Annotated in this window: 16 protein-coding genes and 1 riboswitch; of the genes, 7 read left to right on the top strand and 9 right to left on the bottom strand. The window is 68.4% G+C overall.

The genetic code is table 11. The features are described 5' to 3' along the window. Positions 1 to 7 precede the first annotated feature (7 nt). Complete coding sequence (locus ACFYSH_RS10650; RefSeq protein WP_359463679.1) at positions 8 to 1,387, top strand: serine hydrolase domain-containing protein; 1,380 nt, start codon at positions 8 to 10, stop codon at positions 1,385 to 1,387. 120 nt (positions 1,388 to 1,507) lie between these two features. On the opposite strand, the gene ACFYSH_RS10645 is transcribed toward ACFYSH_RS10650, so the two are convergent. Continuing rightward, complete coding sequence (locus tag ACFYSH_RS10645) at positions 1,508 to 1,960, bottom strand: GNAT family N-acetyltransferase (protein WP_359463682.1); 453 nt, start codon at positions 1,958 to 1,960, stop codon at positions 1,508 to 1,510. Between the two features lie 28 nt (positions 1,961 to 1,988). Continuing rightward, the gene (locus tag ACFYSH_RS10640) at positions 1,989 to 2,447 is read right to left on the bottom strand and encodes a MarR family transcriptional regulator (RefSeq protein ID WP_359463684.1); all 459 of its coding nucleotides are present in this window, start codon (positions 2,445 to 2,447) and stop codon (positions 1,989 to 1,991) included. A 139-nt stretch (positions 2,448 to 2,586) separates the two neighbouring features. On the opposite strand from ACFYSH_RS10640, the gene ACFYSH_RS10635 reads away from it, so the two are divergent. After that, entirely contained in the window at positions 2,587 to 3,831 is a 1,245-nt protein-coding gene (locus tag ACFYSH_RS10635) for an MFS transporter (protein ID WP_359463686.1), read from the top strand. Positions 3,832 to 4,049: 218 nt separating this feature from the next. Here the strand turns inward: ACFYSH_RS10635 and ACFYSH_RS10630 are convergent, their stop codons facing one another. From ACFYSH_RS10630 to ACFYSH_RS10615, 4 genes are all read right to left on the bottom strand, one after another. Further along, positions 4,050 to 4,529: an NUDIX hydrolase gene (locus ACFYSH_RS10630; protein ID WP_359463689.1), complete on the bottom strand. Its 480-nt coding sequence runs from the start codon at positions 4,527 to 4,529 to the stop codon at positions 4,050 to 4,052. A 52-nt stretch (positions 4,530 to 4,581) separates the two neighbouring features. After that, on the bottom strand, positions 4,582 to 5,478 hold the full coding sequence (locus tag ACFYSH_RS10625; RefSeq protein ID WP_359463692.1) for a LysR family transcriptional regulator: 897 nt from the start codon (positions 5,476 to 5,478) through the stop codon (positions 4,582 to 4,584). A gap of 279 nt (positions 5,479 to 5,757) precedes the next feature. Next, on the bottom strand, positions 5,758 to 6,882 hold the full coding sequence (locus ACFYSH_RS10620) for a cystathionine gamma-lyase (RefSeq protein ID WP_388751863.1): 1,125 nt from the start codon (positions 6,880 to 6,882) through the stop codon (positions 5,758 to 5,760). Positions 6,883 to 6,946: 64 nt separating this feature from the next. Further along, the gene (locus ACFYSH_RS10615; protein WP_359463698.1) at positions 6,947 to 7,324 is read right to left on the bottom strand and encodes a phage holin family protein; all 378 of its coding nucleotides are present in this window, start codon (positions 7,322 to 7,324) and stop codon (positions 6,947 to 6,949) included. A gap of 78 nt (positions 7,325 to 7,402) precedes the next feature. Here ACFYSH_RS10615 and ACFYSH_RS10610 point away from each other — a divergent pair, with 78 nt between their 5' ends. From ACFYSH_RS10610 to ACFYSH_RS10595, 4 genes are all read left to right on the top strand, one after another. After that, positions 7,403 to 7,720: a cupin domain-containing protein gene (locus tag ACFYSH_RS10610; protein ID WP_359463700.1), complete on the top strand. Its 318-nt coding sequence runs from the start codon at positions 7,403 to 7,405 to the stop codon at positions 7,718 to 7,720. Between the two features lie 150 nt (positions 7,721 to 7,870). Next, the gene (locus ACFYSH_RS10605) at positions 7,871 to 8,080 is read left to right on the top strand and encodes a DUF5326 family protein (protein ID WP_359464141.1); all 210 of its coding nucleotides are present in this window, start codon (positions 7,871 to 7,873) and stop codon (positions 8,078 to 8,080) included. A 277-nt stretch (positions 8,081 to 8,357) separates the two neighbouring features. Next, a complete protein-coding gene (locus ACFYSH_RS10600; protein WP_388751860.1) occupies positions 8,358 to 9,125 on the top strand; it encodes an IclR family transcriptional regulator in 768 nt (255 codons plus the stop codon). Positions 9,126 to 9,226: 101 nt separating this feature from the next. Beyond that, complete coding sequence (locus ACFYSH_RS10595) at positions 9,227 to 9,664, top strand: SsgA family sporulation/cell division regulator (protein WP_073750747.1); 438 nt, start codon at positions 9,227 to 9,229, stop codon at positions 9,662 to 9,664. Positions 9,665 to 9,745: 81 nt separating this feature from the next. Here ACFYSH_RS10595 and ACFYSH_RS10590 read toward each other — a convergent pair whose 3' ends face one another. Further along, complete coding sequence (locus ACFYSH_RS10590; RefSeq protein WP_359463706.1) at positions 9,746 to 11,101, bottom strand: YibE/F family protein; 1,356 nt, start codon at positions 11,099 to 11,101, stop codon at positions 9,746 to 9,748. Positions 11,102 to 11,172: 71 nt separating this feature from the next. Then, positions 11,173 to 11,306: riboswitch (TPP riboswitch) on the top strand. Here ACFYSH_RS10590 and thiC point away from each other — a divergent pair. Beyond that, positions 11,299 to 13,083 (top strand): phosphomethylpyrimidine synthase ThiC, encoded by a 1,785-nt coding sequence (thiC, locus tag ACFYSH_RS10585; protein ID WP_388751858.1) that lies wholly within the window; start codon positions 11,299 to 11,301, stop codon positions 13,081 to 13,083. Its footprint overlaps the riboswitch before it by 8 nt. Before the next feature lie 90 nt (positions 13,084 to 13,173). Here thiC and ACFYSH_RS10580 read toward each other — a convergent pair whose 3' ends face one another. Together ACFYSH_RS10580 and ACFYSH_RS10575 are read right to left on the bottom strand one after the other, a co-directional pair. Continuing rightward, positions 13,174 to 13,998 (bottom strand): hypothetical protein, encoded by an 825-nt coding sequence (locus ACFYSH_RS10580; RefSeq protein WP_388751856.1) that lies wholly within the window; start codon positions 13,996 to 13,998, stop codon positions 13,174 to 13,176. Positions 13,999 to 14,176: 178 nt separating this feature from the next. Then, complete coding sequence (locus ACFYSH_RS10575) at positions 14,177 to 15,250, bottom strand: metallophosphoesterase (protein WP_388752006.1); 1,074 nt, start codon at positions 15,248 to 15,250, stop codon at positions 14,177 to 14,179. Positions 15,251 to 15,370 lie beyond the last annotated feature (120 nt).

The following is a 15,370-nucleotide window of genomic DNA, read 5'->3' as shown; positions in this document are numbered from 1 at the left end:
CTTGGGCATGACCTCTTCCGAAATCCTGCTTCCCAGCACCCGACGGGCGCTGTTGCACCGCGTCGCCACCGCACAGTCCCAGGGCCGGGCCCCTTCCCTTGTCGCCGCGGTGCAGCGGGACGGGCAGATCGCCTGGACCGGTGCACGCAGCTGTGTGGACGGCCACGAACCCGATGGGGACACGCAGTACAGGATCGGCTCCATCACCAAGACGTTCACCGCTGTGCTGGTGATGCGCCTGCGTGACGAGGGGCTCCTGGATCTGTGCGATCCCCTGGAGAAGCATCTGCCGGGCGCCGGTGTGGGACAGGTGACCGTGCACCAACTGCTCAGTCACAGCGGGGGGCTGGGGGCGGAGACGCCCGCACCCTGGTGGGAGAGGACGCCGGGTACCACCCGCCCGGAACTGGCGGATGTGCTCGGGGACAAGCCGTTGATCCATCCGCCCGGCCACCGCCATCACTACTCGAACCCCGGTTACACACTGCTCGGCTCCCTCGTCGAGAGACTGCGTGGTGACTCCTGGGCCGAGGTGCTGCGCCGTGAGATCTTGGAACCTCTGGGGATGGACCGTACGACTCCCCAGGCGCGTGCCCCGCATGCGGGTGGTTGGGCGGTGCACCCATGGGCCGACGTCATGCTGCCTGAGCCGGCCGAGGATCTGGGGCTGATGGCGTCCGCGGGTCAGCTCTGGTCGACCACCACCGACCTGCTCCGTTTCGCGGCCTTCCTGGGACAGGGCGATGACCGCGTGCTGTGTGCGTCCTCGGTCGCGGAGATGCGGGTTCCCGCTGCTCCGCCCGAGGCAGGCGACTGGGCGGGCACGTACGGCCTCGGTCTCCAAGCCGTACGGTGCGGGGAGCGCACGCTGCTGGGCCACGGAGGCTCGCTGCCCGGTTTCCTGGCCACGCTGTGGTTCAGCGTCGAGGACGACGTGGCAGCCGTGGTGCTCGCGAATGCCACCTCCGGCCCGCTGACCGGGACGGTCGCCGCGGAGCTCCTGCTGCTGGTCGCCGACGCGGAGCCGAGGATCCCGGAGCCCTGGCGCCCACTGCCTGAGGTCGACGAGGAACTGCTCGCGCTGACCGGCCTCTGGTACTGGGGAACTCAGGTCCATGCCGTGAAGCTGCTCGCGGACAGGGGTCTCGAGGTGCAGCCGTTGCGAGGTGCGGGTCGCGCCGCCCGGTTCCAGGCTTGCCCTGACGGGACCTGGAGGGGGCTCAACGGCTACTACGCGGGGGAGACGCTCCGGGTCGTGCGGGCCGAGGACGGCACGGTGGATCACCTCGACCTGGGTTCATTCGTCTTCACGCGGGAGCCGTACGACCGGAGTGCGGCCATTCCCGGTGGCGTGGACGAGGGCGGTTGGCGAGGGCTCACCACCTGAGAAGTGCGGGTCGGCGTTTCACGTGAAACGCCGACTCCGTACGACCGGATACCTCGGCGGCAGCCCTGAGTGCGGAGCCAGCCGGATCGCCATGGTGCGGCGACGGATGGGCTCCGCGGGTCAGAGCGCGAGCTTGAAGCCCACGTGGCTTGCGGTGAAGCCCAGCCGCTCGTAGAAACGGTGGGCGTCGGTACGGGCGGCGTCCGAGGTCAGCTGGACCAACTGGCATCCCTGGCGCCTGGATTCATCGACCGCCCACTGGATCAATCGGGTGCCGAGACCGCTGCCGCGCTCCTCCGCATGGACGCGGACACCCTCGACGACGGAACGGGTCGCGCCACGCCGGGACAGGCCGGGAACGACCGTGAGCTGGAGTGTCCCCACGACGTCGGCTCCTCGCACGGCCACGACCAGGTGCTGATTGGGGTCGTCGGCAAGCCGCCGGTAGGCGGCGTGATACGGGGCGAGGTCGTCCGGAGACTCGCGCAGCGCACCCAGCGGGTCGTCGGCGAGCATGGCGACGATGGCGGGAACGTCGATGAGTGCAGCGGGACGTATGTCGAGATCGCTCATGATCGGCAGACTACGCAAGCCCACCGGTTCAGGCGGGGACCTTCAGCGCCTCGACCGTCCGGACCAGCGGGGCGAGCTCCGGGTTCTCGGCGGCCTCATCGAGAGCGGCGCGGAGCGCGGTGTCGTTGGTCGGCCTGGCCTCGCTCAGCAACGCCAGACCTGCCTCGGTGACGTCCGTGTAGATGCCCCGACGGTCGGTGTCGCACAGGTACCGCGTGAGCAGCCCGCGGTCCTCGAGCCGGGTGACCAGCCGGGTGGTGGCGCTCTGGCTCAGCACCACGGCATCGGCCACCTGCTTCATCTGCAGATGACCACCCGTGCCGCTGTGCTGGCGGCTCAGTACGTCGAGCAGGGAGAACTCGCGCGCACTGAGGCTGTGGTGGGTCTGCAGGGCCCGTTCGATGCGGGCCTCGATCTTCCCGTGGAGCAAGGAGAGGGCGCACCAGCTCTGGGCGAGGGCCGTCAGTGCGGGATCTGTCGCTGTCATGGTCTCTCCTCCGTACGGGAGCTGCTTGTCTCCAGGATAGGGCACGTACGCAATAGCCCGCGCTTGCAATTAACAAGCGTCTGCAATTATTGTGGACGCTCGTAAGGTGCAGACGCAACGTTGTAGGAAGGTGGCCTTCATGCCGCTCGCCCTTCTCGCCCTGGCCATCGGGGCATTCGGAATCGGCACCACCGAGTTCGTGATCATGGGGTTGCTCCCCGATGTCGCGGCCGACTTCCAGGTATCGATCCCGACCGCGGGGTTCCTGGTGACGGGCTACGCCCTGGGCGTGGTCCTGGGGGCTCCGTTGATGACCGTCCTGGGCACCAGGGTGACCAGAAAACGGATGCTGATGCTCCTGATGGGGCTCTTCATCGTGGGGAACGTGGTCTCCGCACTCGCCCCCGTCTTCGGCGTGATGCTGGCCGGACGGGTGATCGCCTCACTCGCCCATGGAGCTTTCTTTGGTATCGGATCAGTCGTGGCCGCAGGTCTGGTCGCTCCGGAGAAGAAGGCCGGTGCCATCGCCATGATGTTCACCGGTCTCACCGTGGCCAATGTCGTCGGGGTGCCCATGGGGACCTTCATCGGTCAGAACATCGGTTGGCGCGTCACGTTCTTCGTCGTCGCGGGGCTGGGCGTCCTGGGCCTGCTCGGTGTCGCGAAGCTCGTGCCCGAGCAGCCGAAGCCTCAGGGGGTGCGTATCCGTCACGAACTGGCCGCATTCCGCAATGTCCAGGTGCTGCTCGCCATGGCGATGACGGTTCTGGGCTTCGGTGGCGTCTTCGCGGCGATCACCTACATCACCCCGATGATGACGGAGACCGCCGGCTTCGCGACGTCATCCGTCACCTGGCTGCTGGTCCTCTTCGGGCTCGGCATGGTCGGCGGGAACCTGCTCGGCGGGAAGTTCGCCGACCGCCGTCTGATGCCGATGCTGTACGTGTCCCTCGGTGCGCTCGCCGTGGTCCTGTCCCTCTTCACGCTGACCGCACACAACAAGATCGCCGCCGCGGTGACCATCGTCCTCATCGGGGCTCTCGGCTTCGCGACCGTACCGCCGCTGCAGAAGCGCGTTCTCGACCATGCTGCCGGAGCGCCCACCCTGGCCTCGGCCGTGAACATCGGGGCCTTCAACCTCGGGAACGCGCTCGCGGCGTGGCTCGGCGGCATGGTCATCTCGGCTGGGTTCGGATACACCGCACCCAACTGGGTCGGCGCCGTACTAGCCGCCTCGGCGTTGCTTCTGGCGGTGCTCTCCGGTGCGCTGGAGCGCCGGGCGGTCGCGGGTGGCCGACCGGTGGCCGCGCACTCTCCCGGTCCTTCTGCAACCCCCGGCGCCGACGAGTCGGTCCCTACCGCTTCAGCACCGATATCGCGGTGACGGGTACGGGCCACGGTCACCGAAAGCTCGATGACCAGAACGATGTCTGCGCGACCAGAACGCTTGGGCGCACAGGACGCTGCAGAGGTTTCACGTGAAACACCGTGGCAAGCGAGCGTCACGCGGTCGTCCGGCAGCGGGAGCGCCCATCGCTACCGGCCTCGGCGTACGGAGCGCCTGGCCCTGCTCCTCGTACGCCTCGCACCGGGCTCCGGGCCTCAGCCCAGATCGGGTGAGTGCATCGCCCGAACGCCCTCGATATTGGCGTCCAGATAGTGCCGGAGCGACAGGGGTACGAGGTGTACAGCCGCGATTCCCACGCGGCTGAAGGGCACGCGAACGACCTCGTACTCCCCGCAGGGTTCGTCGATCTCCGGCCCGTGCCTTCGCGACAGGTCCATCGAAGCCAGTCGGCAGACGAAGAAATGCTGCACCTTCACGCCTTTGACACCCCCGCCGGCGATGTGCTCGACGGTATCGACGAAACAGGGCACCACGTCGATGATCTTGGCGCCGAGCTCCTCGTCGACCTCGCGGTGCAGCGCGTCGACGACGGTGGCGTCCTCCGGCTCGACGCCACCGCCGGGCGTGAGCCAGTACGGGTCGACACCTGGTTTGGTGCGCTTGATCAGGATGAGGTCATCACCGTCGAGCAGGACGGCGCGTGCCGTGCGCTTGACCACAGGACGTTCGGTCATGGCAAGAGAGTGGCCCGAGAAGCCCGATCTGAAACTCCTGTCGGCCGACCGGTCACCAGTCCACGGCGGCGCGCACCAGCCACTCGTGTGCCCGGGCGATGTGCGGCAGGCCGAGCGTGCCGGTCCTCGCGAGGAGGAAGTACGTGCGCAGAGGCGGCACCGGAGGATCGAGCAGTGCCACGACTTCGCCGCGCTCCAGCGCGTCCTCGCAGAGATAGCGCGGCAGCACGGCCAGGCCGGCGCCCGCTGCCGCACACTCCAGCACCGCGCGGAGATCCGGTGCGATGACGGCGGCGGAAGGCGCAGGGCGGCTGTCGAAGACCGTCGCCCAGTAGCGGGAGACCAGGGGGAGGCTCTCGTGCACCTCGACCACCGGCAGCTGTTCCAGCAGCACGGAGCCCTTGTGGCGGAGCGCACCGGGCCCCAGGCGTCCTGCCCAACGGGGCGCGGCGAGCAGGACGTGTTCTTCGTCGCAGAGGGTGGTCGATGTCACCAGCCCACCGCGCGGACGGGCGGTGGTGATGGCCAGATCATGATGTCCGGCGGCCAGTCCTTCCAGTGTGTCCTCGGTGTTCGCCACAAAAGTGCTGCGTAGCGCGAGGCCCTGGGAGATCAGTGGGGTGAGTGCGGGAAGTGCCCGTACGGAGGTGAACTCGGGAGGCCCGGCCAGGTGCAGTGTCCTTGCCCCCGATTCCTCGTCGAGCCCCACCTCGACGAGGTCGACCAGCGCGTCCAGATGGGGAGCGGCGCGGTGAGCGAGTTCGTCGCCGACGGTGGTCGGGGTCACCCCACGGGCCTTGCGCAGGAAGAGCGGGCGGCCCAGCTGCCGTTCCAGGGTGCGTATCTGTGAGGTGACGGCGGGCTGGGACAGTCCCAGCAGGGCGGCGGCCCGGGTGAATGATCCGGCCCGGTGCACCGTGACGAACGTGCGCAGCAGGGCCAGGTCCATGTCCGCCCCCTGCCCCCCTCCCCTTCGGCGGACGCTGCGCCGTCCCGCACCGTCTCTCGCAACCGCCCCAACTATAAATATGTCGATAGGTAGCTGTCGCTACTGTGATTGGACACTGACGCAGAGTCAACTAGCCTTGTCCAAGCGGTTCTCGGCGCAAGAACCGGGGCGGTCCGAGTCATGAGGGGGGAGGCTCGGACCGCTCGTCCCGAGCAGGACCGGCCCGGTGGACGGGGACGCCCGTCCCGGACCGGTCCTGCCAGGGCCCTGGGCCCCGGCTCAGCGCGCGGCTTCGTCCAGCGCGCGTGCCACGTCCGCCAGCAGATCCTCGGGGTCCTCGGCGCCGACGGAGAACCGCACGAAGCCCTCGGGTACCGCGTCCCCGCCCCAGCGCGCCCGGCGTTCGGCGGTGGAGCGTACACCGCCGAAGCTCGTCGCGTCGTCGACCAGGCGCAGCCCTGTCAGGAAGCGTTCCGCGGTGTCCTTGTCCGCCAGTACGAACGAGACGACGGAGCCGAAGCGTCGCATCTGCCGGACGGCCGTCGGGTACGAAGGATCGTCCGGCAGCCCCGGGTACCGGAGTCCCGCCACGTCCGAGCGCTCGGCCAAGGCCTCGGCGAGTGCCAGGGCGGTGGAGCACTGGCGGTCGACCCGCAACTGCAGCGTGGCCAGCGAACGGTGGGCGAGCCAGGCCTCCATGGGGCCGGGAATCGCGCCGACGACCTTGCGCCAGCGTCGTACCCCGGCTGTCAGCTGTGGGTCCCGGCAGCTCACGTGGCCCAGCAGGATGTCCCCGTGGCCGGTCATGCCCTTGGTGTCACTGGCCACCGAGAAGTCCGCGCCCAGCTCGAGGGGACGCTGGCCGAGGGGGGTCGCCAGGGTGTTGTCGACCGCGACCAGGACGCCCGCGGCGTGCGCGGCCTCGACGAGCCTGCGTACATCACAGACGTCGAGCCCGGGGTTGGAGGGCGTCTCGATCCACAGCAGTCTCGCCCCGTCGAGGAGCGCGAGCTGGGCGTCGCCGCCGGTCGGGGCGGTCCGCACCTCGACGCCGTAGGCCTCCAGCTGCTCCCGCACCAGGGGAAGTGCCTGATAGCCGTCGTCGGGCAGGACCACGACGTCTCCCGTGCGCGCCTGGGACAGCAGTACGGCCGAGATGGCTGCCATCCCGGAGGCGAAGACCGTGGTGCCGACCTGCTCCCCGGGAGCCTCCAGCTCCCCGATGGCACGCTCCAGGTGGGTCCAGGTCGGATTCGTCTCCCGGCCGTAGGTGTAGGGGCCCACCGGGTCGCCGGACAGATGGAAGTGCGCGGCGAAGACCGGACCGGGAAGTGTGGGCTCGTACTGCTCCGGTTCGGGCAGGCCTGCCCGGACAGCTCGTGTTCCGTCGCCCGTGGTGCTCATGTTCGTTTCCTCGTCTCTCCCCGGCCTCTACCGGTCCGCTCTGCACTGTGTCATCAGGGGTGGATCAGTCCTCGTCGGGGAGTACCACGTTGAGCGCCCAGGACACGACCGAGATGATCAGACCGCCCAGTACCGCGGTCCAGAAGCCGTCGACATGGAAGTTCAGATCGACGAGACCGGCCAGCCAGGAGGTCAGCATCAGCATCAGGGCGTTGACCACGAGCGTGATCAGTCCGAGCGTCAGGATGAACAGAGGCAGGGTGAGCAGCTTCACCACAGGTTTGACGACGAAGTTCACCACGCCGAACAGCAACGCCACCAGGATCAGCGTGAGGATCTTGCGCCCGGTGTTGTCACCGGTCAGCGTGATGTCCTGGAGCAGCCAGATGGCCACTGCCAGCGCACCCGCGTTGGCGATCGTCTTGACTACGAAATTCTTCATGTGTCTGATCGTGGCAGACATGATCGGTGGCGGACACCGACGGGACGGACCAGCACAGATGCGAGGGGCGGACGGACGATGAAGGCATTCAGACTGGACGAGCTGGAGGCGGAGCGCGCTGCGAATGACGGTGCTTACCTGCAGTTCATCCGGGAACGCAACATGTCCGTCGGCCTGTACGCCCTGGACGCCGGTGCGCTCGACCCACAGCAGCCGCATCATCAGGACGAGGTGTACTTCGTCGTCAGCGGCCGTGCCTCGATCACGGTCGGCACGGAGACCACGCAGGTGGGGCGGGGGAGCGTCGTGTACGTACCGGCGGGTGCCGTCCACAAGTTCCACCACATCACCGAGGACCTGCGGGTGATGGTGGTCTTCTCTCCGCCGGAGGGCTGAGCGGCTCCACCGGGGATACCGGCGGGTGCGGACCCGATGTTCCCTAGGGGATCGCTCAGGGGACTTCAAGGGCTCCCGAGCCCCCGTCGGCCCCCTGCACGCCTCTAGCATCGAAGCAGGGACTCACAGAGACGAGGTACGGCGATGGCGGTGCGGGAGATGTTCGCGGGTATGCCCTGGTGGGTGAAGTGGGTCGCGGTGCCTCTCATCGCGATAGTCGTCTTCGGCGGCCTGATCGCCAGCGTGGTCGGGTTCGTCATCGGGCTGCTGTTCAAGGTGCTGGTGTTCGTCGTGCTCGTGGGTGGTCTGATCTTCGTCGTGCGGAAGTTCATGTCCTCTTCCGAGCGCAGGGACTGGTAAGGCACCCGGGCGCGCGGGCGCGGCGGGGGTACGCGCGAAGGCCACGGATCCGGTGATTAGCCCAGCTGAGCTAAGTCCACGACGAAACCTCACCCGTGACGGAACGTACGGATACAGTGACGTACCGCTGCCGCCGGCTGGGAAATGACGGTCCGCCACCATCCTGCCCAGTGGTTCGTGCGACCATCCGGTCTCCGGACCCCAGGCTCGCGGCGTGCCCGCGGGGGCGGCCCCCGCGGGAGGGCTGAGAGCCCGTCACCATGGCTGGGGGTGACCTGTGACCACGGCATCGAGTACCGCTGTCCCGACGTTGATCGGTTCGGTTCAGCGGGCGCTGAGGCTTATGGAGGCTGTGGGCGCCCATCGGGACGGGGCGCCGGCGAAGCAGTTGGCCCGGGAGGCGGGGCTTCCCCTCCCCACCGCCTACCACCTGCTGCGGACCCTGACCCATGAGGGATATCTGCGCAGGGAGAACGGTGTCTTCCTGTTCGGGGCGGCGGCCGAGAGACTGGGTGGAGGGCCCGCGACTCCACGGCCCGGCGTCATCGTCGACTCGCTCGCGCACTGGGCGGACGTCATCGGTGCCCCTGTGTACTGCGCCCTGTACAAGGACGGGGAGATCGAGGTGATCGCCGTGGCCGACACTCCCGAGGCTCCCGCGGTGCACGAGTGGGCCCCGTTCCGTGAGACGGGGCATGCCCACGCTCTCGGGCAATGCCTCCTCGGGCAACTCGACGAGCGTGCGCGCGAGGACCACCTGGACCGGCACCCCGTGCGGCCGCTGACGCGTTACTCCGTGAGGGACCGTCAGGCATTCCTGGAGCGGCTGGGATCGCTGAAGCGTACGGAACCTGTCATCGAGCGGCAGGAGTACGCCATGGGGACGGTCTGTGGGGCTATTCCGATCACTGTCGGCTCCGCTGTGGCGGCCATGGCTGTTTCCCTCCCTCTACACCAAGAGGAACGGTTGCTCGCCGCAGTCGAACAACTACGCTGCGAAGTAACCGCCCTGTTGCGCTCGTTCGTGTTCTCTATCAGTATCTGAAAAATCACTCCTTGTGATCTGCTATCGCGTGCACCACGATGGCGTCAATGGGGCCATGGTGGATCATTCCTGGCCAGTTTCATCTACTGCGGGGTTGAACGATGCGCGAGTCGGTTCAAGCAGAGGTCATGATGAGCTTCCTCGTCTCCGAGGAGCTCTCCTTCCGTATTCCGGTGGAGCTCCGGTACGAGGTCAGTGATCCGTACGCGATCCGGATGACCTTTCACCTGCCAGGTGACGCCCCCGTCACCTGGGCATTCGGCCGGGAGCTGCTGCTCGACGGTCTCAACAGCCCCAGCGGCGACGGCGATGTGCACATCGGCCCGACCGAGCCCGAAGGGCTGTCGGATGTGCACATCCGCCTGCAGGTCGGAGCGGACCGTGCGCTCTTCAGGGCCGGTACGGCGCCGCTTGTGGCATTTCTCGACCGGACGGACAAGCTGGTGCCATTGGGGCAGGAGCACACGCTGGGTGACTTCGACGGCAATCTCGAAGAGGCGCTGGGGCGCATCCTCGCCAAGGAACAGAACGCCGGCTGAACAGATCGGTCCTGCTGAACAGATGGGTCCTGCTCGACACCGAACACCGGTGGCCCGGTTCCCTGTGCCCGGTGGCCCGGTTCACGCCTTGCGGCGTCGGCCCCTCCCGGTCCGTGCGGGTGCAGGAGCTGCGGCTTCCGCGCCGAGCCCCGTGCGGTCCGCGGAGACCACCAGCGCCGCGAGCACCGTCGTCACCGGGACCGAGGCGACCAGTCCGATCGATCCGACGAGTGTCCGGACGATCTCCACCGCGACCAGTTCACTGGTGGCGACCGTGCTCACGCCGCTCTGGGCGATGGAGAAGAGAAGCAACAGGGGGAGCGCCGCGCCCGCGTAGGCGAGTACGAGCGTGTTGACGACCGAGGCGATGTGGTCGCGCCCGATCCGGATGCCCGCCCGGTAGAGACCGCGTACGCCCATCGTCGGGTCGGCCTGGTGCAGTTCCCAGACCGCTGAGGTCTGGGTGACGGTCACATCGTCGAGCACGCCGAGCGAGCCGATGATCACACCGGCCAGCAGCAGGCCACTCATGTCGATGTCCGGGTACAGGCCGTGGATGAGGCCGGTGTTGTCATCCGTGTTCCCGGACAGGCTCGCCCACCCGATGAAGAGCGATCCCAGCAGCCCGATCAGCAGCAGCGAGGTGAGCGTGCCGACGACCGCCACCGAGGTGCGGGCGGTCAGCCCGTGACAGGTGTACAGGGCGATCAGCATGATGGCGCTGGCCCCGATCACCGCGACGACCAGCGGATTCGAACCTTGCAGGATCGCCGGCAGGATGAACAGGGTCAGCACGGCGAAGGACACGGCGAGCGCGATCAGCGCCATCAGCCCGCGCAGTCGGCCCACCACGACCACCGCGAGGGCGAAGATCCCGGCGAGGAGCGCCATCGGGAACGAGCGGTCCACATCGGTCACCGAGTACTGAAGGTCCCGAGGTGCGTCAGGGGCGTACGCCACGACCACTCCCTGACCCTCCCGCAGCTGCCGGGGCGCATCGGGCTGGACCACCTCCACGAAGGTGCGGCCCTTGTCCTCACCGGTCGTCACCTCGACCGTCGCCTTCTTGCACTCCCCCGTCTGTTCGTTGACGGCTTCCCGCCCCGAGGCCGTGGAGGTGTCGCCGGTCGCCGGTACCTGTGAGGCGTTGACGTCCGCGCAGTCGACCGACACCACCTTCGTCACCCGGCCGTCCTGGGTCTGCCGGTCGAAGCCGACACCCGTGCGCTCATGGGCCGGGGCACCGCCGGGCCAGAACGCCACGAGGCCGACCAGGACGGCCGTCGCGAAGGGGATCAGCACGGCCGCGATGACCTTACGCAAGTGCTTGGACACGGGCGCGGCAGGACCGTGACTGTGGGAGTGGCCGTGCGCATGACTCTGCGTGCTGCCTGATGCGGGGCCGGGGGATTCGGGGGCGCTTCCGGGAGACGTCACCCGGCGATCATCCCAAGAAGAGGGGAGGTCCTCTGGCCAGCACGCCAGAAGGGAGGCTAGCGTGGGGGGACATCTGTACACGCGGGAGCTCGGAGCACCGGGCTGAGAGGGCGCTGACCTCCGTATATCCCTACGGGAAACGCTGCGCCGACCGCCGAACCTGTTACCGGGTAATGCCGGCGTAGGGAGTAGGTCTCATGACCACAGCGGACGCACGCACGCCTGCCTCGAAGCGGAACCAGCAGGACGCCGAGGCCGGGAAGTCCATCGGCTGGCACAAGGGGTACGTCCAGGGCTCGCGCCCGGACCTCCGGGTGCCGGTCCGTCAGGTGCACCTCACCAACGGCAAGGACGTGACGCTGTACGACACCTCCGGGCCGTACACCGATCCCACCACCGCAACCGACGTACGCCGAGGACTCGCCCCGCTCCGGGAGAACTGGATCATCGGCCGCGGGGACACCGAGGAGTACGCGGGCCGCCCCGCGCGCCCCGAGGACGACGGCCTCAGGCACACCTCGCCGCGCGGAGGGCTGCGCAACCTCGACGCGGTCTTCCCGGGCCGCCCGCGCCAGCCCCGACGCAGCCGTGACGGCCGGCCCGTCACGCAGCTCGCGTACGCCCGCCGGGGGGAGATCACCCCGGAGATGGAGTACGTCGCGATCCGGGAGAACACCGAACCCGAGGTCGTGCGCGAGGAGATCGCGGCCGGCCGGGCGGTCCTCCCCGCCAACGTGAACCACCCGGAGATCGAGCCGATGATCATCGGTAAGCGCTTCCTGGTGAAGGTGAACGCCAACATCGGCAACTCCGCGGTCACCTCCTCCATCGAGGAGGAGGTGGACAAGATGACCTGGGCCACCAAGTGGGGCGCCGACACGGTCATGGATCTCTCCACCGGCCGCAACATCCACACCACCCGCGAGTGGGTGCTGCGCAACTCCCCCGTGCCGATCGGCACCGTCCCCCTCTACCAGGCACTCGAGAAGGTCGACGGACGGGCCGAGGAGCTGACGTGGGAGATCTACAGGGACACGGTCATCGAGCAGGCGGAGCAGGGCGTCGACTACATGACGGTGCACGCGGGCGTCCGGCTGCCCTACGTCCCGCTGACAGCCCGTCGTAAGACGGGCATCGTCTCGCGTGGCGGGTCGATCATGGCTGCCTGGTGCCTGGCACACCACAAGGAGTCGTTCCTGTACGAGAACTTCGAGGAGCTCTGCGAGATCCTCGCGTCCTACGACGTGACGTACTCACTCGGTGACGGGCTGCGTCCCGGCTCCATCGCGGACGCCAACGACGAGGCGCAGTTCGCCGAACTCCGTACGCTCGGCGAACTCAACACCGTCGCCAAGCGGTGCGGCGTCCAGACGATGATCGAGGGCCCGGGACACGTCCCGATGCACAAGATCAAGGAGAACATCGATCTGCAGCAGGAGATCTGCGAGGAGGCGCCCTTCTACACGCTGGGGCCCCTCACCACGGACGTCGCTCCCGCATACGACCACATCACCTCGGGCATCGGTGCGGCGATGATCGCCTGGTGGGGGACCGCGATGCTCTGCTACGTCACGCCCAAGGAGCACTTGGGGCTGCCGAACCGTGACGATGTGAAGACCGGTGTCATCACCTACAAGATCGCCGCTCATGCGGCGGACCTCGCCAAGGGGCACCCCGGAGCGCAGGCGTGGGACGACGCCCTTTCGGACGCCCGGTTCGAATTCCGCTGGGAGGACCAGTTCAATCTGGCGCTCGATCCTGACACCGCGCGGGAGTTCCACGACGAGACGCTGCCGGCCGAACCGGCGAAGACGGCGCACTTCTGCTCCATGTGCGGCCCCAAGTTCTGCTCGATGAAGATCTCCCACGACATCCGTCGGGAGCACGGGAACGAACAGGCCGAGATCGAGGCGGGGATGGCCGAGAAGTCCAAGGAGTTCGCAGCGGCGGGCAACAGGGTCTATCTGCCTGTCGTGGACTGACGTCAGGACGCCGGGTCCGGGCGCCACGCCGTGGCGCCCGGCGCGGGGCCTCGCCGGGTTCCGGCTCGGGGCCCTGTCGTGCCCCTCGGATCACTCCGGCTGGTGTTCGGGGCCGCCGAAGTCCGGGCTGGTGAAGTCGGGGCTGGTGAAGGTCGGGCGCGGGCCGGCCGAGGGGCCTCCCCCCGGCCCGGAGAAGTCCGGTCTGCTGTAACCGATCTTCGGTATCCGGTTGGCCGAACGGTGCGGGGTCCGCGAGGCGGGGCCCGCGGTCGGATCGGCCAGCGCGTCCCGGAGGAAGGGCAGGACGCCGCGTTCCAGCAAGGCGTGGCGCCAGGCCTCCCTGGCGCGCGCGACGTCCTCCGGCAGTTCCTCCTCCTCGTCCGTGGCGGGCAGCGCGGTGGCACCGTTGCGCAGGGCGGTGACGAGGAGGCCCACGGCGGCGACGAGGATGGCGGCGGCGGCGACGGCTGCGAAGAACCACCCGGCGGTGACCATGGTTCCGGCGAAGGCCGGGGCGGGGCTGAGTGCCTGGAGGGAGTAGCCGATCAGCAGGAATATGAGGGCGGCCGTGCCCGCGAGGACGGGCGCCAGGGCGGAGATCACCGCGAGTGTGCCGGCGCCTGTGGGGTCGGAGTCGTCCGCGGCGGACCCGGGGCCGGAGGCCTGGACATCCGGGCCGCCCGGCCCGCGCAGCTCACCGCGGACCGTCACGTAGTGGTCGTACTCGGTGGCCGCCGCCGCCGTGATCAGGGGCGTGGCGTCGAGCGCCATCGTACGGAGCTGTTCCGGATTGAGACGGTCGCCGATGCCGTCCAGATCCGGTCGTTCGTGAGCATGGCGCAGTGCGTCGGCCAGGATCCGCTCGTACTCGGGGCGGTCCTCGGCCAGCAGGTGCGGAGCGCTTTTCATGTGCATCCCCCGATGCTCCGTAGGGCCTGATCGACCGTAGGGGCGGGCGACCGGGCGGAAACGGAGGAGAGCCTGCTACTGATACGCCGATGGTAGAGCGCCTACGGCATGGGGTGACAGGGGGTTTCCGGAAATAGACCCAGCCGCCGACGGTGCCGGGCCGTGACGCATTCCCCGACGACCGTCAGTCACGCAGCGGAAGTTGGGCGACCAACAGCTTTCCGGCCATGGTCACTCCACCGTCCATGGCGACGGCCAGACCTTCCGCGTAGACGTGCGGGCCGTCCACCACCGGCCGGGCCACGTCCTCGCCTTCATCCGGTCCGACCTCGCCGAGCAGGTACGGAATGGGGCTGTGGCCGTGGACGACGCGCCGTCCACCGTACGTCGACATCAGTTCACGGACGGCTTCCGTGCCGCCCTCGTCGCGGAAGGCGAACCGCTTGGTGAGCTTCCGGAAGAGGTCCCAGCACTCATCGGCGTCGTTCCGCGTGAGGATGGCGTGCACCGTGTCGTTGACGTCCTCGATGGTGGTTCCGTAATCGAGGTAGGCGGTCGTGTCGGAGTGCATCAGCAGGTGCCCGTCCTCCTCGACGACGGCGTCGAGCCGGGCCATCCACTGGAGGTGGACGTCCTGCAGCCGGTCCATGTCGGTCTTCTGGCCGCCGTTGAGCAGCCAGGCGGCCTGGAAGGTCGCGGTGCCGGCGCCGGAGTTCACCGGGGTGTCACCGAACCTCTTCGCGCCGAGCAGCAGCAGTTCGTGGTTGCCCATGAGCGCCTTGCAGTAACCGCCGGCCGCGGCGGCCTCCGCGGAGAGGCGCATGACCAGATCGATGACGCCGATGCCGTCAGGACCTCGGTCGGTGAAGTCGCCGAGGAACCAGAGCCTGGCGTTGCCGGCTGCCCAGCGGCCGTCGGTGTCGACGAGGCCCTGCTCACGCAGAGAGCCCAGGAGTTCGTCCAGGTATCCGTGGACGTCACCGACGACGTACAGCGGGCCGCGGCCGGAATCGCCACCGGTCCGGGCTTCCGGGACGGTGTTCACCTGAACGGTGTCCCCGCGGTTGATCACAGGCAGATCCCGCGCGGTGGGGGTGTACCCCTCCGGCGGCTCGTCGCCCACCGAGATGTTGCCGGGATGCGGCAGGAGCGGGTCCACCGGCACCTGTGCATACGGCGGTACGCGGAAGTCGCGCAACGTCGCTGTCCGCACCACGGGTTCCTGACCGGCCCCCTGAGTCATCGACCCCTCCACCACCGTCGCGCCTCCGTACACCTGACGGTCCCTGCCTGGTAGAGGTGGTCCGCGGTGTCGTGCGCCCATCATAGGAATGCGGATCGTGCTGTGTGACGCACCAGGGGTGGTGAATCCGTGGGC

Source organism: Streptomyces sp. NPDC005791 (assembly GCF_042871485.1).
Lineage (GTDB): Bacteria > Actinomycetota > Actinomycetes > Streptomycetales > Streptomycetaceae > Streptomyces.
This window is presented reverse-complemented; position numbering and strand designations above follow the sequence as displayed.

Coding starts and splice junctions, on each gene's coding strand:
- ACFYSH_RS10650 (WP_359463679.1), top strand. CDS start 8: ATGACCTCTTCCGAAATCCTGCTTCCCAGCACCCGACGGGCGCTGTTG.
- ACFYSH_RS10645 (WP_359463682.1), bottom strand. CDS start 1,960: ATGAGCGATCTCGACATACGTCCCGCTGCACTCATCGACGTTCCCGCC.
- ACFYSH_RS10640 (WP_359463684.1), bottom strand. CDS start 2,447: ATGACAGCGACAGATCCCGCACTGACGGCCCTCGCCCAGAGCTGGTGC.
- ACFYSH_RS10635 (WP_359463686.1), top strand. CDS start 2,587: ATGCCGCTCGCCCTTCTCGCCCTGGCCATCGGGGCATTCGGAATCGGC.
- ACFYSH_RS10630 (WP_359463689.1), bottom strand. CDS start 4,529: ATGACCGAACGTCCTGTGGTCAAGCGCACGGCACGCGCCGTCCTGCTC.
- ACFYSH_RS10625 (WP_359463692.1), bottom strand. CDS start 5,478: ATGGACCTGGCCCTGCTGCGCACGTTCGTCACGGTGCACCGGGCCGGA.
- ACFYSH_RS10620 (WP_388751863.1), bottom strand. CDS start 6,882: ATGAGCACCACGGGCGACGGAACACGAGCTGTCCGGGCAGGCCTGCCC.
- ACFYSH_RS10615 (WP_359463698.1), bottom strand. CDS start 7,324: ATGAAGAATTTCGTAGTCAAGACGATCGCCAACGCGGGTGCGCTGGCA.
- ACFYSH_RS10610 (WP_359463700.1), top strand. CDS start 7,403: ATGAAGGCATTCAGACTGGACGAGCTGGAGGCGGAGCGCGCTGCGAAT.
- ACFYSH_RS10595 (WP_073750747.1), top strand. CDS start 9,227: ATGCGCGAGTCGGTTCAAGCAGAGGTCATGATGAGCTTCCTCGTCTCC.
- thiC (WP_388751858.1), top strand. CDS start 11,299: ATGACCACAGCGGACGCACGCACGCCTGCCTCGAAGCGGAACCAGCAG.
- ACFYSH_RS10580 (WP_388751856.1), bottom strand. CDS start 13,998: ATGCACATGAAAAGCGCTCCGCACCTGCTGGCCGAGGACCGCCCCGAG.